This is a genomic window from Noviherbaspirillum sp. FW303-A3 (assembly GCF_058788695.1).
The window spans coordinates 1,687,023-1,700,347 of record NZ_JBYTAZ010000001.1; the positions used below are offsets into that span (position 1 = coordinate 1,687,023).

The 13,325-nt window shown below is 62.5% G+C and carries 12 protein-coding genes; 4 read left to right on the forward strand and 8 right to left on the reverse strand.

What is annotated here, in order from left to right:
* The first annotated feature begins 119 nt into the window (after positions 1–119).
* Positions 120–1,037 (forward strand): LysR family transcriptional regulator, encoded by a 918-nt coding sequence (locus AC3WOY_RS08245; RefSeq protein ID WP_492422592.1) that lies wholly within the window; start codon positions 120–122, stop codon positions 1,035–1,037.
* 63 nt (positions 1,038–1,100) lie between these two features.
* Here the strand turns inward: AC3WOY_RS08245 and AC3WOY_RS08250 are convergent, their stop codons facing one another.
* Entirely contained in the window at positions 1,101–1,799 is a 699-nt protein-coding gene (locus AC3WOY_RS08250; RefSeq protein WP_492422594.1) for a glycine-rich domain-containing protein, read from the reverse strand.
* Positions 1,800–2,151: 352 nt separating this feature from the next.
* Here AC3WOY_RS08250 and AC3WOY_RS08255 point away from each other — a divergent pair, with 352 nt between their 5' ends.
* Entirely contained in the window at positions 2,152–4,329 is a 2,178-nt protein-coding gene (locus tag AC3WOY_RS08255) for a CHASE domain-containing protein (RefSeq protein WP_492422596.1), read from the forward strand.
* 1 nt (position 4,330) lies between these two features.
* Here the strand turns inward: AC3WOY_RS08255 and AC3WOY_RS08260 are convergent, their stop codons facing one another.
* From AC3WOY_RS08260 to AC3WOY_RS08285, 6 genes are all read right to left on the reverse strand, one after another.
* Positions 4,331–4,525 carry a hypothetical protein gene (locus AC3WOY_RS08260; RefSeq protein ID WP_492422598.1) on the reverse strand — a complete coding sequence of 65 codons (195 nt, stop codon included), beginning with the start codon at positions 4,523–4,525 and terminating at the stop codon, positions 4,331–4,333.
* An 87-nt stretch (positions 4,526–4,612) separates the two neighbouring features.
* Positions 4,613–5,803, reverse strand: a complete 1,191-nt coding sequence (locus AC3WOY_RS08265; RefSeq protein WP_492422600.1) for an iron-containing alcohol dehydrogenase — start codon at positions 5,801–5,803, stop codon at positions 4,613–4,615.
* A gap of 99 nt (positions 5,804–5,902) precedes the next feature.
* On the reverse strand, positions 5,903–6,427 hold the full coding sequence (locus tag AC3WOY_RS08270) for a hypothetical protein (protein ID WP_492422602.1): 525 nt from the start codon (positions 6,425–6,427) through the stop codon (positions 5,903–5,905).
* Positions 6,428–6,518: 91 nt separating this feature from the next.
* Positions 6,519–7,745 carry an osmoprotectant NAGGN system M42 family peptidase gene (locus AC3WOY_RS08275; RefSeq protein WP_492422604.1) on the reverse strand — a complete coding sequence of 409 codons (1,227 nt, stop codon included), beginning with the start codon at positions 7,743–7,745 and terminating at the stop codon, positions 6,519–6,521.
* Entirely contained in the window at positions 7,742–9,493 is a 1,752-nt protein-coding gene (gene ngg, locus AC3WOY_RS08280; RefSeq protein WP_492422606.1) for an N-acetylglutaminylglutamine synthetase, read from the reverse strand. Before ngg ends, AC3WOY_RS08275 begins: the two co-directional genes overlap by 4 nt.
* Before the next feature lie 55 nt (positions 9,494–9,548).
* Positions 9,549–11,330 (reverse strand): N-acetylglutaminylglutamine amidotransferase, encoded by a 1,782-nt coding sequence (locus tag AC3WOY_RS08285; protein ID WP_492422608.1) that lies wholly within the window; start codon positions 11,328–11,330, stop codon positions 9,549–9,551.
* Positions 11,331–11,513: 183 nt separating this feature from the next.
* On the opposite strand from AC3WOY_RS08285, the gene AC3WOY_RS08290 reads away from it, so the two are divergent.
* Both AC3WOY_RS08290 and AC3WOY_RS08295 read left to right on the forward strand, forming a co-directional pair.
* Positions 11,514–12,569: a zinc-binding metallopeptidase family protein gene (locus AC3WOY_RS08290; protein ID WP_492422610.1), complete on the forward strand. Its 1,056-nt coding sequence runs from the start codon at positions 11,514–11,516 to the stop codon at positions 12,567–12,569.
* Positions 12,570–12,644: 75 nt separating this feature from the next.
* Positions 12,645–13,034 carry a hypothetical protein gene (locus tag AC3WOY_RS08295; protein WP_492422612.1) on the forward strand — a complete coding sequence of 130 codons (390 nt, stop codon included), beginning with the start codon at positions 12,645–12,647 and terminating at the stop codon, positions 13,032–13,034.
* A gap of 3 nt (positions 13,035–13,037) precedes the next feature.
* Here the strand turns inward: AC3WOY_RS08295 and AC3WOY_RS08300 are convergent, their stop codons facing one another.
* A complete protein-coding gene (locus AC3WOY_RS08300; RefSeq protein ID WP_492422614.1) occupies positions 13,038–13,196 on the reverse strand; it encodes a hypothetical protein in 159 nt (52 codons plus the stop codon).
* Positions 13,197–13,325: the final 129 nt, after the last annotated feature.

The window sequence follows — 13,325 nt, forward strand, 5'->3', positions numbered from 1 at the left end:
CCGATGGAAGGATGCTATAGGCAGACGAATAGTTTGATAAGAAGACAAATGATCGCTTTATTCGATATCTGGAGTATGGAATAATGACTTTGCCGGAATGACAGCGACAGACGCACACCATGGACAAATTCAAGCAGATCGAAGCCTTCGTCGAGGTTGTGGAAAAAGGCAGCCTCGCCAAGGCCGCGCTGGAACAAAACATCACCCCCGTCATGCTGGGCCGCCGCATCGACGCCCTGGAGCGAAGACTAGGCGTCAAGCTCATGCACCGCACCACCCGCCACCTGACGCTTACGGAAGAAGGCACAGTCTTCCTCGACCACTGCCGCAAACTCCTCGACGAACTCGACTCCGCCGAAAAAATCGTCTCGGAAGGAAGACACAAGGCCACCGGCCACCTCATCGTCTCCGCCCCCGCCGCCTACGGCAGGAAACATGTCGCCCCCCACGCCCCCGCCTTCCTCGCAGCCAACCCCGAGGTACGCATCTCCTTCAACCTCACCGACCGCGTGGTCGACCTGGTGCGAGAAGGCTATGACGTCGGCATCCGCATCGGCGGCGCCATCGATCCCAATTTCGTCGCGGTCAAGCTGGCAAGCAACCGCCGCGTCGTATGCGGATCGCCCGCCTATTTCGCGAAGCACGGCATGCCGAAAACGCTCGCCGACCTCGAGCAGCACAACTGCCTCGCCTTCAACCTGCAGGGCGGCCAGCAACGTGGCTGGTACTTCCAGCAGCACGGCAAGCCGGTCACGATCCGCGTCAACGGCAACCTCGACTGCAACGACGGCGAGCTGCTGCATCGATGGGCGTGCGAAGGCCTGGGACTGGCATGGCGCTCGACCTGGGAAATCCAGCCCGAACTTGCCGCCGGCCAGTTGATCACCGTGCTCGACGAATACGCGCTCGACAACTACGACATCATGGCGGTCTACCCGCAGCAGCGTCACCTGCCGGCGAAGATCCGCTTCTTCATTGACATGCTGAAGTCCGTCTATGCCCAGCCCGGCTACTGGAACCGTCCGCAGAACTGGTGACAAGTAAAAAAGCCCGCGAGATCATCGCGGGCTTCACTCATGCCTGGAATAGAACTGCGGTACTTACGCGGCGACCTTGTCCAGCGTCGGGCGTCCCTTGCCGGTCACCACACCGCAATAGGCCGGCTTGGCCGCGCCGCAGTAGGCGGACGCCGCTTTGTCCGATGCAATGCCGCAATAGGCCGCCGATGTCTTCTCGGACGCCACGCCGCAATAAGCGGATTCCGTCTTGTCCAAGGCAGCGCCGCAGTACGCCGTGGCGGTCTTTTCCGACGCCGCCCCGCAATAGGCCGCACTCGCGCTTTCGGCCGCCACGCCGCAGTAGGCGGCGGCAGCCACGCCGCAATAGCCTGCGCCCGGCTGTTTCGCCGCGCCGAATTCCTGCCGGTACAACGCCTGCGTCCTTTCGTTTGCATTGGCGAGGTTGGCGGCATCCTCGTCGTCGCGCATGCCGAAGTACGGGAAGTGGTGCAGGAAATAGCCGAACACATTGTGGCAATCCTCCGCATATTTCATCGTGTCCAGGATATGGGCGTGCCAGAACTTGTCCACCTCCTTGTTCGGCACGATCGCCTCGTCGGGAAACTTCGCGACCAGCGCGAGAAAACGCTTGTATTCCAGTTCCCGGCTGTCGGTCTCCTCCCGTGTCCAGCCATAGCCTTCGTTTGCGTCCATCAGCTTGAACTTGATCGGGTCAAGGTCAAGCGAAAAAACAGCTTCACCCATCTGTTCCGGTGTCTTTTTTTGAGTTTGCTGTTCCATTGTTCTCCCACCTTTCGATTTTGTTGAATATGGATTTACCCGTTCCGAAAAAGCGATCTCCTGGCGTTATTGCTGTTTGGCACCTTTCGGAAGGCCAATGTAGCATGCGCACATGATTGCAATTTTGTAACATAATTGACGAAGATCAAATTTCCGGCGGGAGCAAGCGAAAAGCAGTGGCGCCCCCTGAAACAATACGCAGATGCCGCAACGGAGGGTGTTCTGCTGCCCCTCCGAGGCAAACGGCGGCCGGAAATTTCCTCATTGAAACCGATATACACTGGTGATATCCGCCGCGATCCCGGACCAGTGCGCGGACGGATCGCCAACCACTCGTACAGTTACAGCAACGATGCTCATTTCCAGACGATTTGTCCGGTCGCTATTTGCCTCTACCGCCTGGTGGATCGGCGTCGCGGGATCGCTCGTGCTGTGCCTGCTGGTCGAGCAGACGATCGCAAACCGGAGCCGGGCCGAGTTCGACTACCACGTCGACAATGCGCAACTCTCCATCCAGAACCGCGTGCGCTCCTATGTCGACGTGCTGCGCGGTTCCGCGGCCCTGTTCTACACCGCCGATCACATCACCCGCGACCAGTTCCACGCCTACGTCGGCGAACTGAACCTGAAGCAGAGCTTTCCCGGGATTACCAACCTCAACTTCGCCCGCCTTGTCACGCTGGAAGAAAAGGCGGCGTTCGAAGCCTCCGTGCGGAACGACCGTCGCATCGACCGGCGGGGCTATCCCGATTTCTCGATCCGGCCGGCCGGCGAGCGGCCCCGATATCACGTCCTCACCTATATCGAACCGCTGGAGACCAACCGCGTCTCGTTTGGATGGGACATTGCGTCCAATTCCGCCGTCGCCAATTCGCTGGAAGTCTCGCGGGATGGAGGACACCTGGCCTCTTCGGGACGGCTGATCCACATCATGGGTCCGCACAAGCACGTCGGACTCGCGATGCGCATGCCCCTGTATCGTCGCGGCATGCCGACCGCCACCGTTGAGGAACGGAGAAAGGCTTACTACGGTTCCGTCGGTGCGGGTTTCGACATCAACAAGCTGATGGTCGGCGCCGTCAATCCGACCATACTCAAGCGGATGCGGGTGCGACTGTACGACGTTGGGCGCGGCGATGGCTCGGCCACGCCCGAAAGCCTCCTGTTCGACAGCAGCGCAAGGCCCGACGGCGCCACCACAGACGACTCGTATGCGCCGTCCTCACAGTTGTTCGTGAAGCGGGTCTCGATGAGCGTAGGGCCGCGCGTCTGGTCGGCGGAGTTTTCCGCGTACAAGTCAGCGCTGGTGGACGGTTTCGAGGCCTACCTGCCCTGGGTGGTGCTGGCCACCGGCGTGCTGGCGTCGCTGCTTCTCTACGGCGTGTATTACTCCCTCGCCACGGCGCGCCGCCGTGCCGTGGAGCTGGCCAAGGAAATGACCAAGGACCTGCGTGCAAGCGAGGCCAGCCTTGCCGAAGCGCAGCACATGGCAAGACTGGGCAGTTGGGTGCTGGACCCGCTGACCGGCAGCATGTCCTGGACGGCGGAAACCTATCGCATCTTCGGCCTGGACCGTTTCAACGAAACGCCAAGGCAACTCGATTTCCTCAACCGCATCCATGAAAGCGACCGCACCCGTATCCAGGAAGGCATGGAAAAATGCCTCGTCAGTGGCGCGGAATTCGATACGGAACACCGCATCACGCAGTTCGATGGATCGGTGCGCTGGGTGCACACGATCTGCCGCCTCGGCAACAACGGCAGCACGCGCTTCCTGCGCGGCACCATCATGGACGTGACCGAGCGCAAACAGACGATGGAAGCCCTGAAGCGTTCGCAGGAATTGCTGCGCGATCTGACCGCGCACCAGGATCGCGTGAAGGAAGACGAGCGCAAGCGCATCGCACGCGAGATCCACGACGAACTCGGCCAGACGCTGCTGGCCCTGCGCATCGACGTGTCCATGCTCGACGCGCGCACGGGACGATCTCACCCCCGCCTGAATGAAAAGGTGCGCGGCGCGCTGCACCACATCGACGCGACGGTGAAGACCATTCGCACCATCATCAACAACCTGCGTCCCGCGGTGCTCGACCTCGGCCTGAATGCAGCGATCGAATGGCAGGTGACGGAATTCCGCCGTCGCACCGGCATCGCCGCCGACCTGCACATGACCGAGCAGGAGTTCGCGGTGGACGACGTGCGGGCGACCTCGCTGTTCCGCATCCTGCAGGAATCGCTGACCAACGTGATCCGCCATGCGAAGGCAACCCGCGTCGATATCGAGCTGTACCAGGAAGACAAGCGCCTCGTCATGAAAATCACGGATAACGGCATCGGCATTTATCCGGAGTCACGCAAGTCGTCGAACTCGTTCGGGCTCGTGGGCGTGGAGGAGCGCATCCATGCGCTCAACGGCGAATTCATCATCACCAGCGCGCCCGGCAAGGGCACGACGCTGACGATCTACATCCCGCTCGAGAACGGCGGCCAGGACCTCTACGATTTCAAGCTGGTGGATAGTCGATAAGCTATCGAATCAGCTGGATGCCCACCAGTGCCCAGGACATCGCCGCCGCAGCCGATGCCAGTTTGAGCCGCTGCACCTCCCGCCTCGCCTCTTTCATTTCGTCCAGCCTGCGCCGGAACGCCTCGTTCCTTTTCTTTGCCTGCCGGCGCTGACGCTGGCGCGCTGCCGGCGACATTTCTCCATCGAACATGTCCATGGCTTCCCCCTGAGGTCGCGAAAAACTTATTTTCTTGGCAACACACAGGGAACATTTGCGTTCACGCAAACAAAGCGCGGTTAACCGTCAGAGCCGGGTGCGCAAGAGGTCAGCCAGTTCGGCATCATCCAGTACCAACGGGTTGGTGCGCATGCTCCCTCCCCGGCTGCCCTGCACGATCCTGCCGATGTCGGCGGCAGTTACGCCGTAAACGTGAAGACGCGGAAGATGCAGGCGCTCCGACCATGCATGCAGAAGTGCGATCAGCGCATCGCATGCTCCTTCGTCTGCAGCTTCGGACCCGGCGAGGAGGCGGCCCACGTCTGCATATTTTTGCAGCGCCGGTGATTGAGGCGCACGTTCACGCAGAGCACGGATATTGACCGCCGTCGCCTCCGCAACCAGCGTGCCGCAGACGACGCCGTGCGGGATCGGGAAGAACGCGCCAAGCGGCGACGCCAGCCCATGCACCGACCCGAGGCCGGCCTGCGCCAGCGTGATGCCCGACATCAGCGATGCATAGGCGATTCCGGCGTAGCCCTCTTGGTGACGCGGGTGCCCGGCTTCCCATGCCTTCCAGAAGCCGTCGCGAAATGCCTTCAATCCGGACAGCGCGAGCGCATCGGTGAATGCACTGGCATTGGTCGACACATACGACTCCAGCAATTGGGTAAATGCATCCATGCCATTGGCCGCGATGAGGTCTTTCGGGCAGTTTGCCAGCAGTTCGGGATCGACGATCGCAACGCGCGCGACCAGCGCGTCGTGGCGGAAGGATTTCTTGAAACCGTCGCTGCCCTGGACACTGAGCACCGCGTTCTTCGTCGCCTCGCTGCCGGTGCCTGCGGTCGTCGGCACGGCGACAAAGGGCAAGGCAGGTCCGGCATACGGCACGCCGCGTCCCACGCCTTCGAGATGGTCCATGACGGAATTGCCCGGCACGAGCAGACCGGCAATCGCCTTGGCGGCATCGAGCACGCTCCCGCCGCCGATGCCGGCGACGACGTCGATGCCCGCGGTGCGGAATCGCGCGACGGCATCATCGACCAGTTCCGGCGATGGCTCCTGCGTGACCTGCAGCGTCTCCCATGCCATCCCGCGTGCTGCAAGCGAATCCTGCAATGCTGCCCACTGCGGGGTAGAGACGAAGGAGCGCCCGCCCGTCACAAGCAGCGCCTTGCGGCCGAACTGCGCCAGCACTTCCGCGGTTTCCTTGATTCTGCCGGCGCCGAAGCGGATCTCGGGCAGGCGTGCGACGGAAAATGCGGCGATGCTCATCGTGGCTTCCTTGTCATGAAGAAGACCGCACTATAGCGCGATCCAAAAGAAAGCGCCCCGTGCCGCTTCGACACGGGGCGCTTCCTGGACAGGCGAGCTTTAGCGCGCCTCGGCAATCTTGCCAAGCGCGACGCTGAGGGCAGCGCCGCCCAGCGTCCTGCCCGCAGATGGATCGACCGCGAAGAACTCGCTCATGCGGTCGATGACCGCGGGATCTTCCATCGCCGCCTCACGCGCGAGGCGGCGTACTACCTCTGTATCGAGTCCCTCCACCAGCGCGCTGTCCACCGGTACGGCGGGGTCACCGCTGCCGTTGGCCAGCCGGGGCAGCAGGCCATCGTCGATCAGCGGCTTGACGGCTGCCGGGCTGGCGCCCTCGATCAACTGCTTCAGCATGGCCGCACGCAGTTCGGTCGATCCGCGCTCGAAGGAATCGCCCACCATGTCTTCAAAAGGAGGCGTCTGCTCCGAGTGCATCGCTTCGGCCAGGCCGGTGGTCACATGCTCCGCCGGGACACGCTGTGCGACGGCCACGAAATCCTGCTCGACCTTCTGCACGGAATGCACGCCTGTTTCGGCTGCGTACTGTTGCAGCACTGCACTCACATCGTTTTCTCGACTCATCGTTTCTCCTTGGTAAAAACGGCACGGGAAGTTGCCCGCGCCAACGTATAAGGCGGAGAAAGACGCAGTTAGTTCAGGGTCAAAGAAAATTTCATGGGGGCGACATATCCGGTGGATTTTTCGATTCGCCCAGCTGCACGAGGTCGCTCACATCCTGCCGCGGCACTTCCACCTGTTGCAGCTGTCCTGCATCGAGCTGGTGCGAAAAATTCTCCACCGAATCCAGCCGTTCCTGCCTGTCCTCGGCCAGTGTCGGACCGCTCTGGATATACAGGGTCAGCAGTTCGGCAAGATTGACCAGCACGGAAAGGTGCGTGCGCTCATAACCGTGCGATGCATCCGCGCCGAAACACAACAGTGCGGTCCGCACGTCATGCCCCGCGCTGACGGCAGCCCCCGCGTCGGAATGATAGAAGCGGAACACATCGCGGTTGCAGGGAATGCCGTGGTCGGCGCACAGCTTCAGCAGGCGGCGCGTGAGATGGTAATCGTGCGGACCGGCCGAATCCATCAGCGGGATGGTGACGCCGTGCTCGCGCGCGCCCTGCCCTGCCGCCACCGGTCCGATGTCGACGCCGATCACTTCGCTGACATCGCTCTGGATGACCGCACGCGCGCCGGAGCCGACCTCTTCGGTCAGGGTGAAGACCGCGTGGCAATCCATGGGCACGCGCGCGCCGGCATCGACCACCGCCTTCAATGCGGCGAGCACCGCGGCGACGCCTGCCTTGTCGTCGAGATGGCGCGACACGATGTAATCGTTCGGCAGCCACTCCGGATTGGCATCGAAGGCGACGAAATCGCCGATCTGGATGCCGAGCGCCAGCACATCGGCAGACGATGCGATCGGCGCGTCGATGCGCAGCTCCAGCTGGTCCCAGTTCACCGGCTGGGTATCGATGGCCTCGTTGTACACATGGCCGGACGCGAGCAGCGGCAGCACCGATCCGCGATAACGTCCCGTCTCGGTGAACAGGGTGACACGGCCCCCTTCGGCCCAGCGGCTCGACCAGGTGCCGACCGGCATCAGCGACAGCCTGCCGTGAGGCTTGATCTCCCGCACCATCGCGCCCAGCGTGTCGAGGTGAGAGACGATGGCGCAGGCCGGATTCGTCTTGCGGCGCTCGGGAATATTCCGGCGCAGCACGGCCCGGATGGTGCCGCGGCGCGTCAGTTCATAGGGCACGCCCATCGCATCCAGCCGGCTGCCGGTGTAATGCACGATCGCATCCGTCAGGCCGGTCGGACTGGGAATGGCGAGTAGCTCGAGCAGCGTCGCCTTCAGGTAGTCGGCATCGATGCGCAGCTTTTCCATCATGTCTGTGTAGCGGTGAAGGGGAACAGGAGATCGATGAAACGCTGCGCCGTCGGCTGCGGATCGTGGTTGGCCAGCCCCGGCCGTTCATTGGCCTCGATGATCACGTACTGGTCGGAATCGGGCGACGGCACCAGGAAATCGAGGCCGACGACGGGAATGCGCAGCGCCCTTGCTGCCGTTTCCGCCACCTCGCGCAGGAGCGGATGCAGTTCCGCCGTCACATCGTGGATCGTGCCGCCGGTATGCAGGTTGGCCGTCTTGCGCACCTTCACCGCGCGGCCTGCTTCCAGCACCGTGCCGTAATCGAGCCCCTGTCCGGCGAGGCAGCGTTCCGTCTCGGCATCCACGGGAATCCTGCTTTCGCCGCCGGTCGCGGCCGCCCTGCGGGCGCTCTGGCGTTCGATCAGTTGCGCCACCGTCGACGTGCCGTCGCCGACGATCTCGGCCGGCTTGCGGATCGCCGCCGCCACCACCTTGTAGCCGATCACCACGATGCGCAGGTCCTGGCCCGAGCAGAATTCCTCGATCACGACATGGCCGCCTTCCTTCGCCGCGCGCGCTATCGCTTCCGCGAGATGTTCCTCGGTCTGCACATCGACACTGATGCCCTTGCCCTGTTCGCCGAGCGCGGGTTTGACAACGACGGACTCGCATTCCTCCAGGAAGCCGGCATTGGCGGCCGCATCGCCTGCAACGATCTGCTTCGGTACGCGCAGCCCGATGGATGCGAGACGGCGCGAGGTCAGCACCTTGTCCTGGCACCAGGTCATGGCGACGCCGCCGGTGAGTTCGGTCAGCGACTCGCGGCACAGCATTTCATGGCCGGCATTGCGCAGCTTGAAGATGCCCGCTGCCGCATCGATCACCTCGACGCTGATGCCGCGGCGGCGCGCTTCGTTGATGATGATCATCGCGTAGGGATTGAGGCCGCCGAAATCGGTGCTTTCCACGAACAGCTTTTCGTTGATCGCATTCTTGTTCTTGACCACGAATCCGGGCGCCTGCTCGAAGCCGAGCTTGCGGTAGAGGCTGATCGCCGGCTCGTTATCGTGCAGCACGGAAAGGTCCAGGAATGTCCGTCCGCGTGCAGCGAAGTGGGCAATCAGGTAATTCACCAATGCCCGCCCCGCGCCGCTCAGCCCGGTCTGCGGATCGACGGCCAGGCACCACAGGCTGCAACCGCCCTCGGCGTCGCCGAATGCTTCGGCATGATCCACGCCCAGGGCCGTGCCGACGATCTCGCCGGTGCGGTCGTCCTCCGCGATCACGTAGTGCACCGCGTCGGAATTCCTCTGCCGCCATACCGTCTTCTGGTCCACGGGCACCATGCCGCGCATGCTGTAGAGGCGGTTGATCGCTGCGATGTCGGCGCGCGTCGTCAACGGCCGCACGACGATGCCGGACAATTGCTCATCCTCGACCGGCTTGCCCAGCGGGCGCCGGAAGATCAGCGAAGGATCGAGGAACAGGGACGAAGGCGCCTCGGCAAGAACAAGCTGCGGCGACTCCACATGCAGGGCAATATCTCGCTTGCCCGGCTCCTCTTCCTGCAGCGCCCTGGCCAGCACCTGCGGCGATTCGTACGACGGACCGTACAGCAGGCGCCCCCAGCCGCATTCGATGAATGCGTTGGTCCTGCAGGAAGTCATCTCTTCCGATGGAAGAGGCGTACCGTCATCGGCATGCCTGAACAGTGCGTGATGCGTATGGTTTCCATTGATGGAAGGATCGTGTGGTGAGACGCTCATGTCGCTACCCTCTGAAAATGGATTGATTCATGCCGTGCTCTCCGGCGTGGCGCCGTCAGATGTCGTTGGCCTGCAGCCACGCTTCGAGCAATGCGATCTGCCATACCTTCGAGCCGCGCAGCGGCGTGAGGTGACTGTCGGGCGACTCCAGCATGCGATCGACGGCTTCGCGGCGGAACAGGCCGCGTTCGCGGGCCGGCCGCGCATCGAGCGTGTCGCGCACGAAGTCCAGGAAATCGCCGCGCAGGTATTTCAGTGCCGGGACAGGGAAGTAACCTTTCGGCCGGTCGATGACGGCTGCCGGGATGACGGCACGCGCCGCTTCCTTGAGCACGTGCTTGCCGCCTTCGGCGACCTTGTGACGGGCAGGAATGCGCGCGGCGAGTTCGACCAGTTCATGGTCGAGGAAAGGCACCCGCGCCTCCAGGCCGAAAGCCATCGTCATGTTGTCCACCCGCTTGACCGGGTCGTCCACCAGCATCACGGTCGTATCCAGCCGCAACGCGCGGTCGATCGCGCTGTTTGCGCCGGGCCGCGCGAAGTGGGCGGCAACGAAGGCGCTGCTGGCGTCGTCGATACGGATGGAAGGATCGAGCAGCCCGCACAATTCCTCATGATTGCGGTCGAAGAAGACCCGCTTGTAGATATCGATGCCGGTCGCGGCATCCGCCGCATCGGTCAGCGGGGGATACCAGTGGTAGCCGGCAAATACCTCGTCCGCTCCCTGTCCGCTCTGCACCACCTTGGTGTGCTGCGACACCGCCTGCGACAGCAGGTAGAAGGCGACGCAGTCATGGCTGACCATCGGTTCGGCCATCGCCTCGATGGTCTCCGGCAGGCTCGCCAGCAGGTTGTCGGCGGGGATGTGCAGCTTTTCGTGCACCGTGCCGTAATGGCTGGCGATGAGGTCGGAGTAGCGGTACTCGTTTCCCTCCTCGCTGCCGACGGATTCGAAACCGATCGAGTAGGTCCGCAGACCGACCGTGCCGGCCTCTGCAAGCAGCCCGGTGATCAGGCTCGAATCCAGCCCGCCGGACAGCAGGACGCCGACCGGCACGTCGGAGACAAGGCGGCGCTTGACCGAGGTGCGCAGACTGGCAAGCACAGCATGCTTCCAGTCCTCGAAGCTGCGCTTCTCGTCGTCATCGCTGCGCGTGAAATCGAGGCGCCACCATTCCTTGATGCTGCAATCGCCGTCCGGCGTCACCTTCATCCAGCTTCCCGGCGGCAGCTTGCGCACCCCCTTGACGATGGTATGCGGCGCCGGCACGACCGCATGAAAAGTCATGTAGTAATGCAGCGCCTCCAGGTCGAGCGAGGTGTCGATCCCGCCGCCCTTGAGCAGTGCAGGCAGCGACGAAGCGAACCGCATGCTGTCCTTGTCCTGCGTGTAATAAAGCGGCTTGATGCCGAGCCGGTCGCGCGCGAACCAGGTGACGCCGCTGTCGCGCTCCCACAGCGCGAAGGCGAACATGCCGTAAAAACGCTCCAGCGCCTTCGGCCCCCACGCATGCCACGCCTTGATGATGACCTCGGTGTCGCCGGTCGATGCAAACTCGTAGCCCTTCCCGCGCAGCTCCGCGCGCAACTCGTGGTGGTTATAGATGGCGCCGTTGAAGACGATCCCCATGCCGAGCAGGTTGTCCACGAAGGGCTGGTGGGCGCGGCTGCTGAGGTCCATGATGGAAAGGCGGCGGTGCCCGAAGCAACGGCTGCCCAGGCTGAATATCCCTTCCCCGTCGGGCCCGCGGCGCGACATGCTCTCCGTCATGCCGGCGACGGCCCGGATATCTGCGAATTGCTGGTCGAAGCGCAATTCCCCGGCAATTCCACACATGAAAAATTCACTCCGGAAAAAACAAAAAGAGGACGCGGCCCTCATGCCTTCCTGTAGAGGCCGGCGCAAGGGTTTTGTTCCTGACAACTTGCCTCCGGAGCAAGATGCATCAAGAAGCGGAACGTTTTGCCGGAGAGTCAATCAACTCGATGTTCGGCACCATGGGCCTTCTGCAACTTTCCGATGAAAACCTTTCACTGCGACAAATGCGGCCAGCTCATCTTCTTTGAGAACGTGCGCTGCGAGAACTGCGGCAGCATTCTCGGTTACGTACCGGAGCAACTGGCCATCTATGCGTTCGAGGAGGACGGCGAAGGCTTGCTGCGCAGTCCGGACCCGCACCTCGGCGGGCGCAGGTACAAGAAGTGCGTCAACTATGCGCGGGAAGAGGTGTGCAACTGGATGCTGGAAGCCGGCACACCGAACGAACTGTGCGCCTCCTGCCAGCTCACCCGCGTGATCCCGGCGCTCACATCGGACAGGAACCGCCTGTACTGGAAGCGCCTGGAAGCGGCCAAGCGCCGCCTGTTGTATACCTTGTGGGCGCTGCAGCTGCAGCCTGAACCGAAACTGGACGATACCGACGCCGGCCTCGCTTTCGAATTCCTGGAAGATACGCCGGAACAGCATGTCACGACCGGCCATGCGGACGGCGTCATTACCGTCAACATCGCGGAAGCCGATCCCTCGCACCGCGAAAAGACGCGCGAAGAAATGGGCGAACCCTACCGCACCCTGCTCGGCCACTTCCGGCATGAGAGCGGCCATTTCTATTTCGACCGCCTGCTCGCCGGCAGCGAGCGGCTTGACCGTTTCCGTGCACTGTTCGGCGATGAGCGGCAGGACTATGGCGCATGCCTCAAGGCGCACTACGACAACGGCCCGCCGCCTGACTGGAACCAGCGCTTCGTCAGCGCCTACGCCAGCATGCATCCCTGGGAGGACTGGGCCGAGACCTGGGCGCATTACCTGCACATGGTGGATACGCTGGATACGGCGTACGCCTGCGGCGTCACGCTCAAGCCGAAACGAGCAGGCGAACCGGAACTGGAGATCGGCGCGCAACCGGTGCGCAGCGACGACTTCAACGATATCCTCGACGCCTGGTTTTCACTGTCCTACGTGCTCAACAGCCTCAACCGCAGCGTGGGCATGCCCGACCCCTATCCCTTCACGCTGTCCACACCGGTCATCGACAAGCTGCGTTTCATCCACGACATGGTCCGTTTCAGGCAATGAGCGGTGCAGGACGGGAATTTATCGGACCGGCCGTTGTCACTTGTTACACCGATTTACTGAAATGTCTGAAACACGATGATGGAACACCACACAGCGGAACCGTTTGACCCGAACCGACTGTTCGATACGCTGCAACAGATGCTCGACCTGGAAAACGACGAAGCGCTCTCCCATGTGCTGCACGTCGAACCCTACCTGATCAAACGTGTGCGGGAGCGCCAGCACCCGCTCGACCCGTCGCTGTTGATTCGCATCAACGAAGCGACCGGCATCAATATGCGCGACCTGCGCCAGATGATGGGTGACCGGCGTACGGAATACCGGCTGGATGCCGCGCCGCAGCCGGTTGTCGCGCCCGTCAAGGAAGTGGTGGAAAAGCACGACGAGGGCGAGGAAAGGGGAAAGCTCCGGCGCTCCTTCGAACGGGACGACACCGGACTGCCCAATTTCGTGCAGTGGTCCTGAACGCTATACAGGTTCTGCCTTTTCAAACAGATGCGCGTCGGCAATCGCCTCCCGCACATCCGCATACCGCGTCTGGTATTGGCTGACCTGCGCGTCGTATTCTTCCCGCCCTATGTGATTACCGAGCTGATAGGCAATCGCTTCCGCCAACTCCTTGCTCAAAGGGTGCTGCAAGTCAATAACAACGCTGCACCATGCTGGCATTCTTATTGCTGATATTCCTGCACTTGTACTGAAATTCGGATTTGCAAGCGGCGGCTTCAACCATGCTTGTCGACACAGCCGGCCTTC

What these genes read in the sequence shown, in the direction of transcription:
- AC3WOY_RS08245 (WP_492422592.1), top strand. Translation starts at nt 120, where the DNA reads ATGGACAAATTCAAGCAGATCGAAGCCTTCGTCGAGGTTGTGGAAAAA.
- AC3WOY_RS08250 (WP_492422594.1), bottom strand. Translation starts at nt 1,799, where the DNA reads ATGGAACAGCAAACTCAAAAAAAGACACCGGAACAGATGGGTGAAGCT.
- AC3WOY_RS08255 (WP_492422596.1), top strand. Translation starts at nt 2,152, where the DNA reads ATGCTCATTTCCAGACGATTTGTCCGGTCGCTATTTGCCTCTACCGCC.
- AC3WOY_RS08260 (WP_492422598.1), bottom strand. Translation starts at nt 4,525, where the DNA reads ATGGACATGTTCGATGGAGAAATGTCGCCGGCAGCGCGCCAGCGTCAG.
- AC3WOY_RS08265 (WP_492422600.1), bottom strand. Translation starts at nt 5,803, where the DNA reads ATGAGCATCGCCGCATTTTCCGTCGCACGCCTGCCCGAGATCCGCTTC.
- AC3WOY_RS08270 (WP_492422602.1), bottom strand. Translation starts at nt 6,427, where the DNA reads ATGAGTCGAGAAAACGATGTGAGTGCAGTGCTGCAACAGTACGCAGCC.
- AC3WOY_RS08275 (WP_492422604.1), bottom strand. Translation starts at nt 7,745, where the DNA reads ATGATGGAAAAGCTGCGCATCGATGCCGACTACCTGAAGGCGACGCTG.
- ngg (WP_492422606.1), bottom strand. Translation starts at nt 9,493, where the DNA reads ATGAGCGTCTCACCACACGATCCTTCCATCAATGGAAACCATACGCAT.
- AC3WOY_RS08285 (WP_492422608.1), bottom strand. Translation starts at nt 11,330, where the DNA reads ATGTGTGGAATTGCCGGGGAATTGCGCTTCGACCAGCAATTCGCAGAT.
- AC3WOY_RS08290 (WP_492422610.1), top strand. Translation starts at nt 11,514, where the DNA reads ATGAAAACCTTTCACTGCGACAAATGCGGCCAGCTCATCTTCTTTGAG.
- AC3WOY_RS08295 (WP_492422612.1), top strand. Translation starts at nt 12,645, where the DNA reads ATGATGGAACACCACACAGCGGAACCGTTTGACCCGAACCGACTGTTC.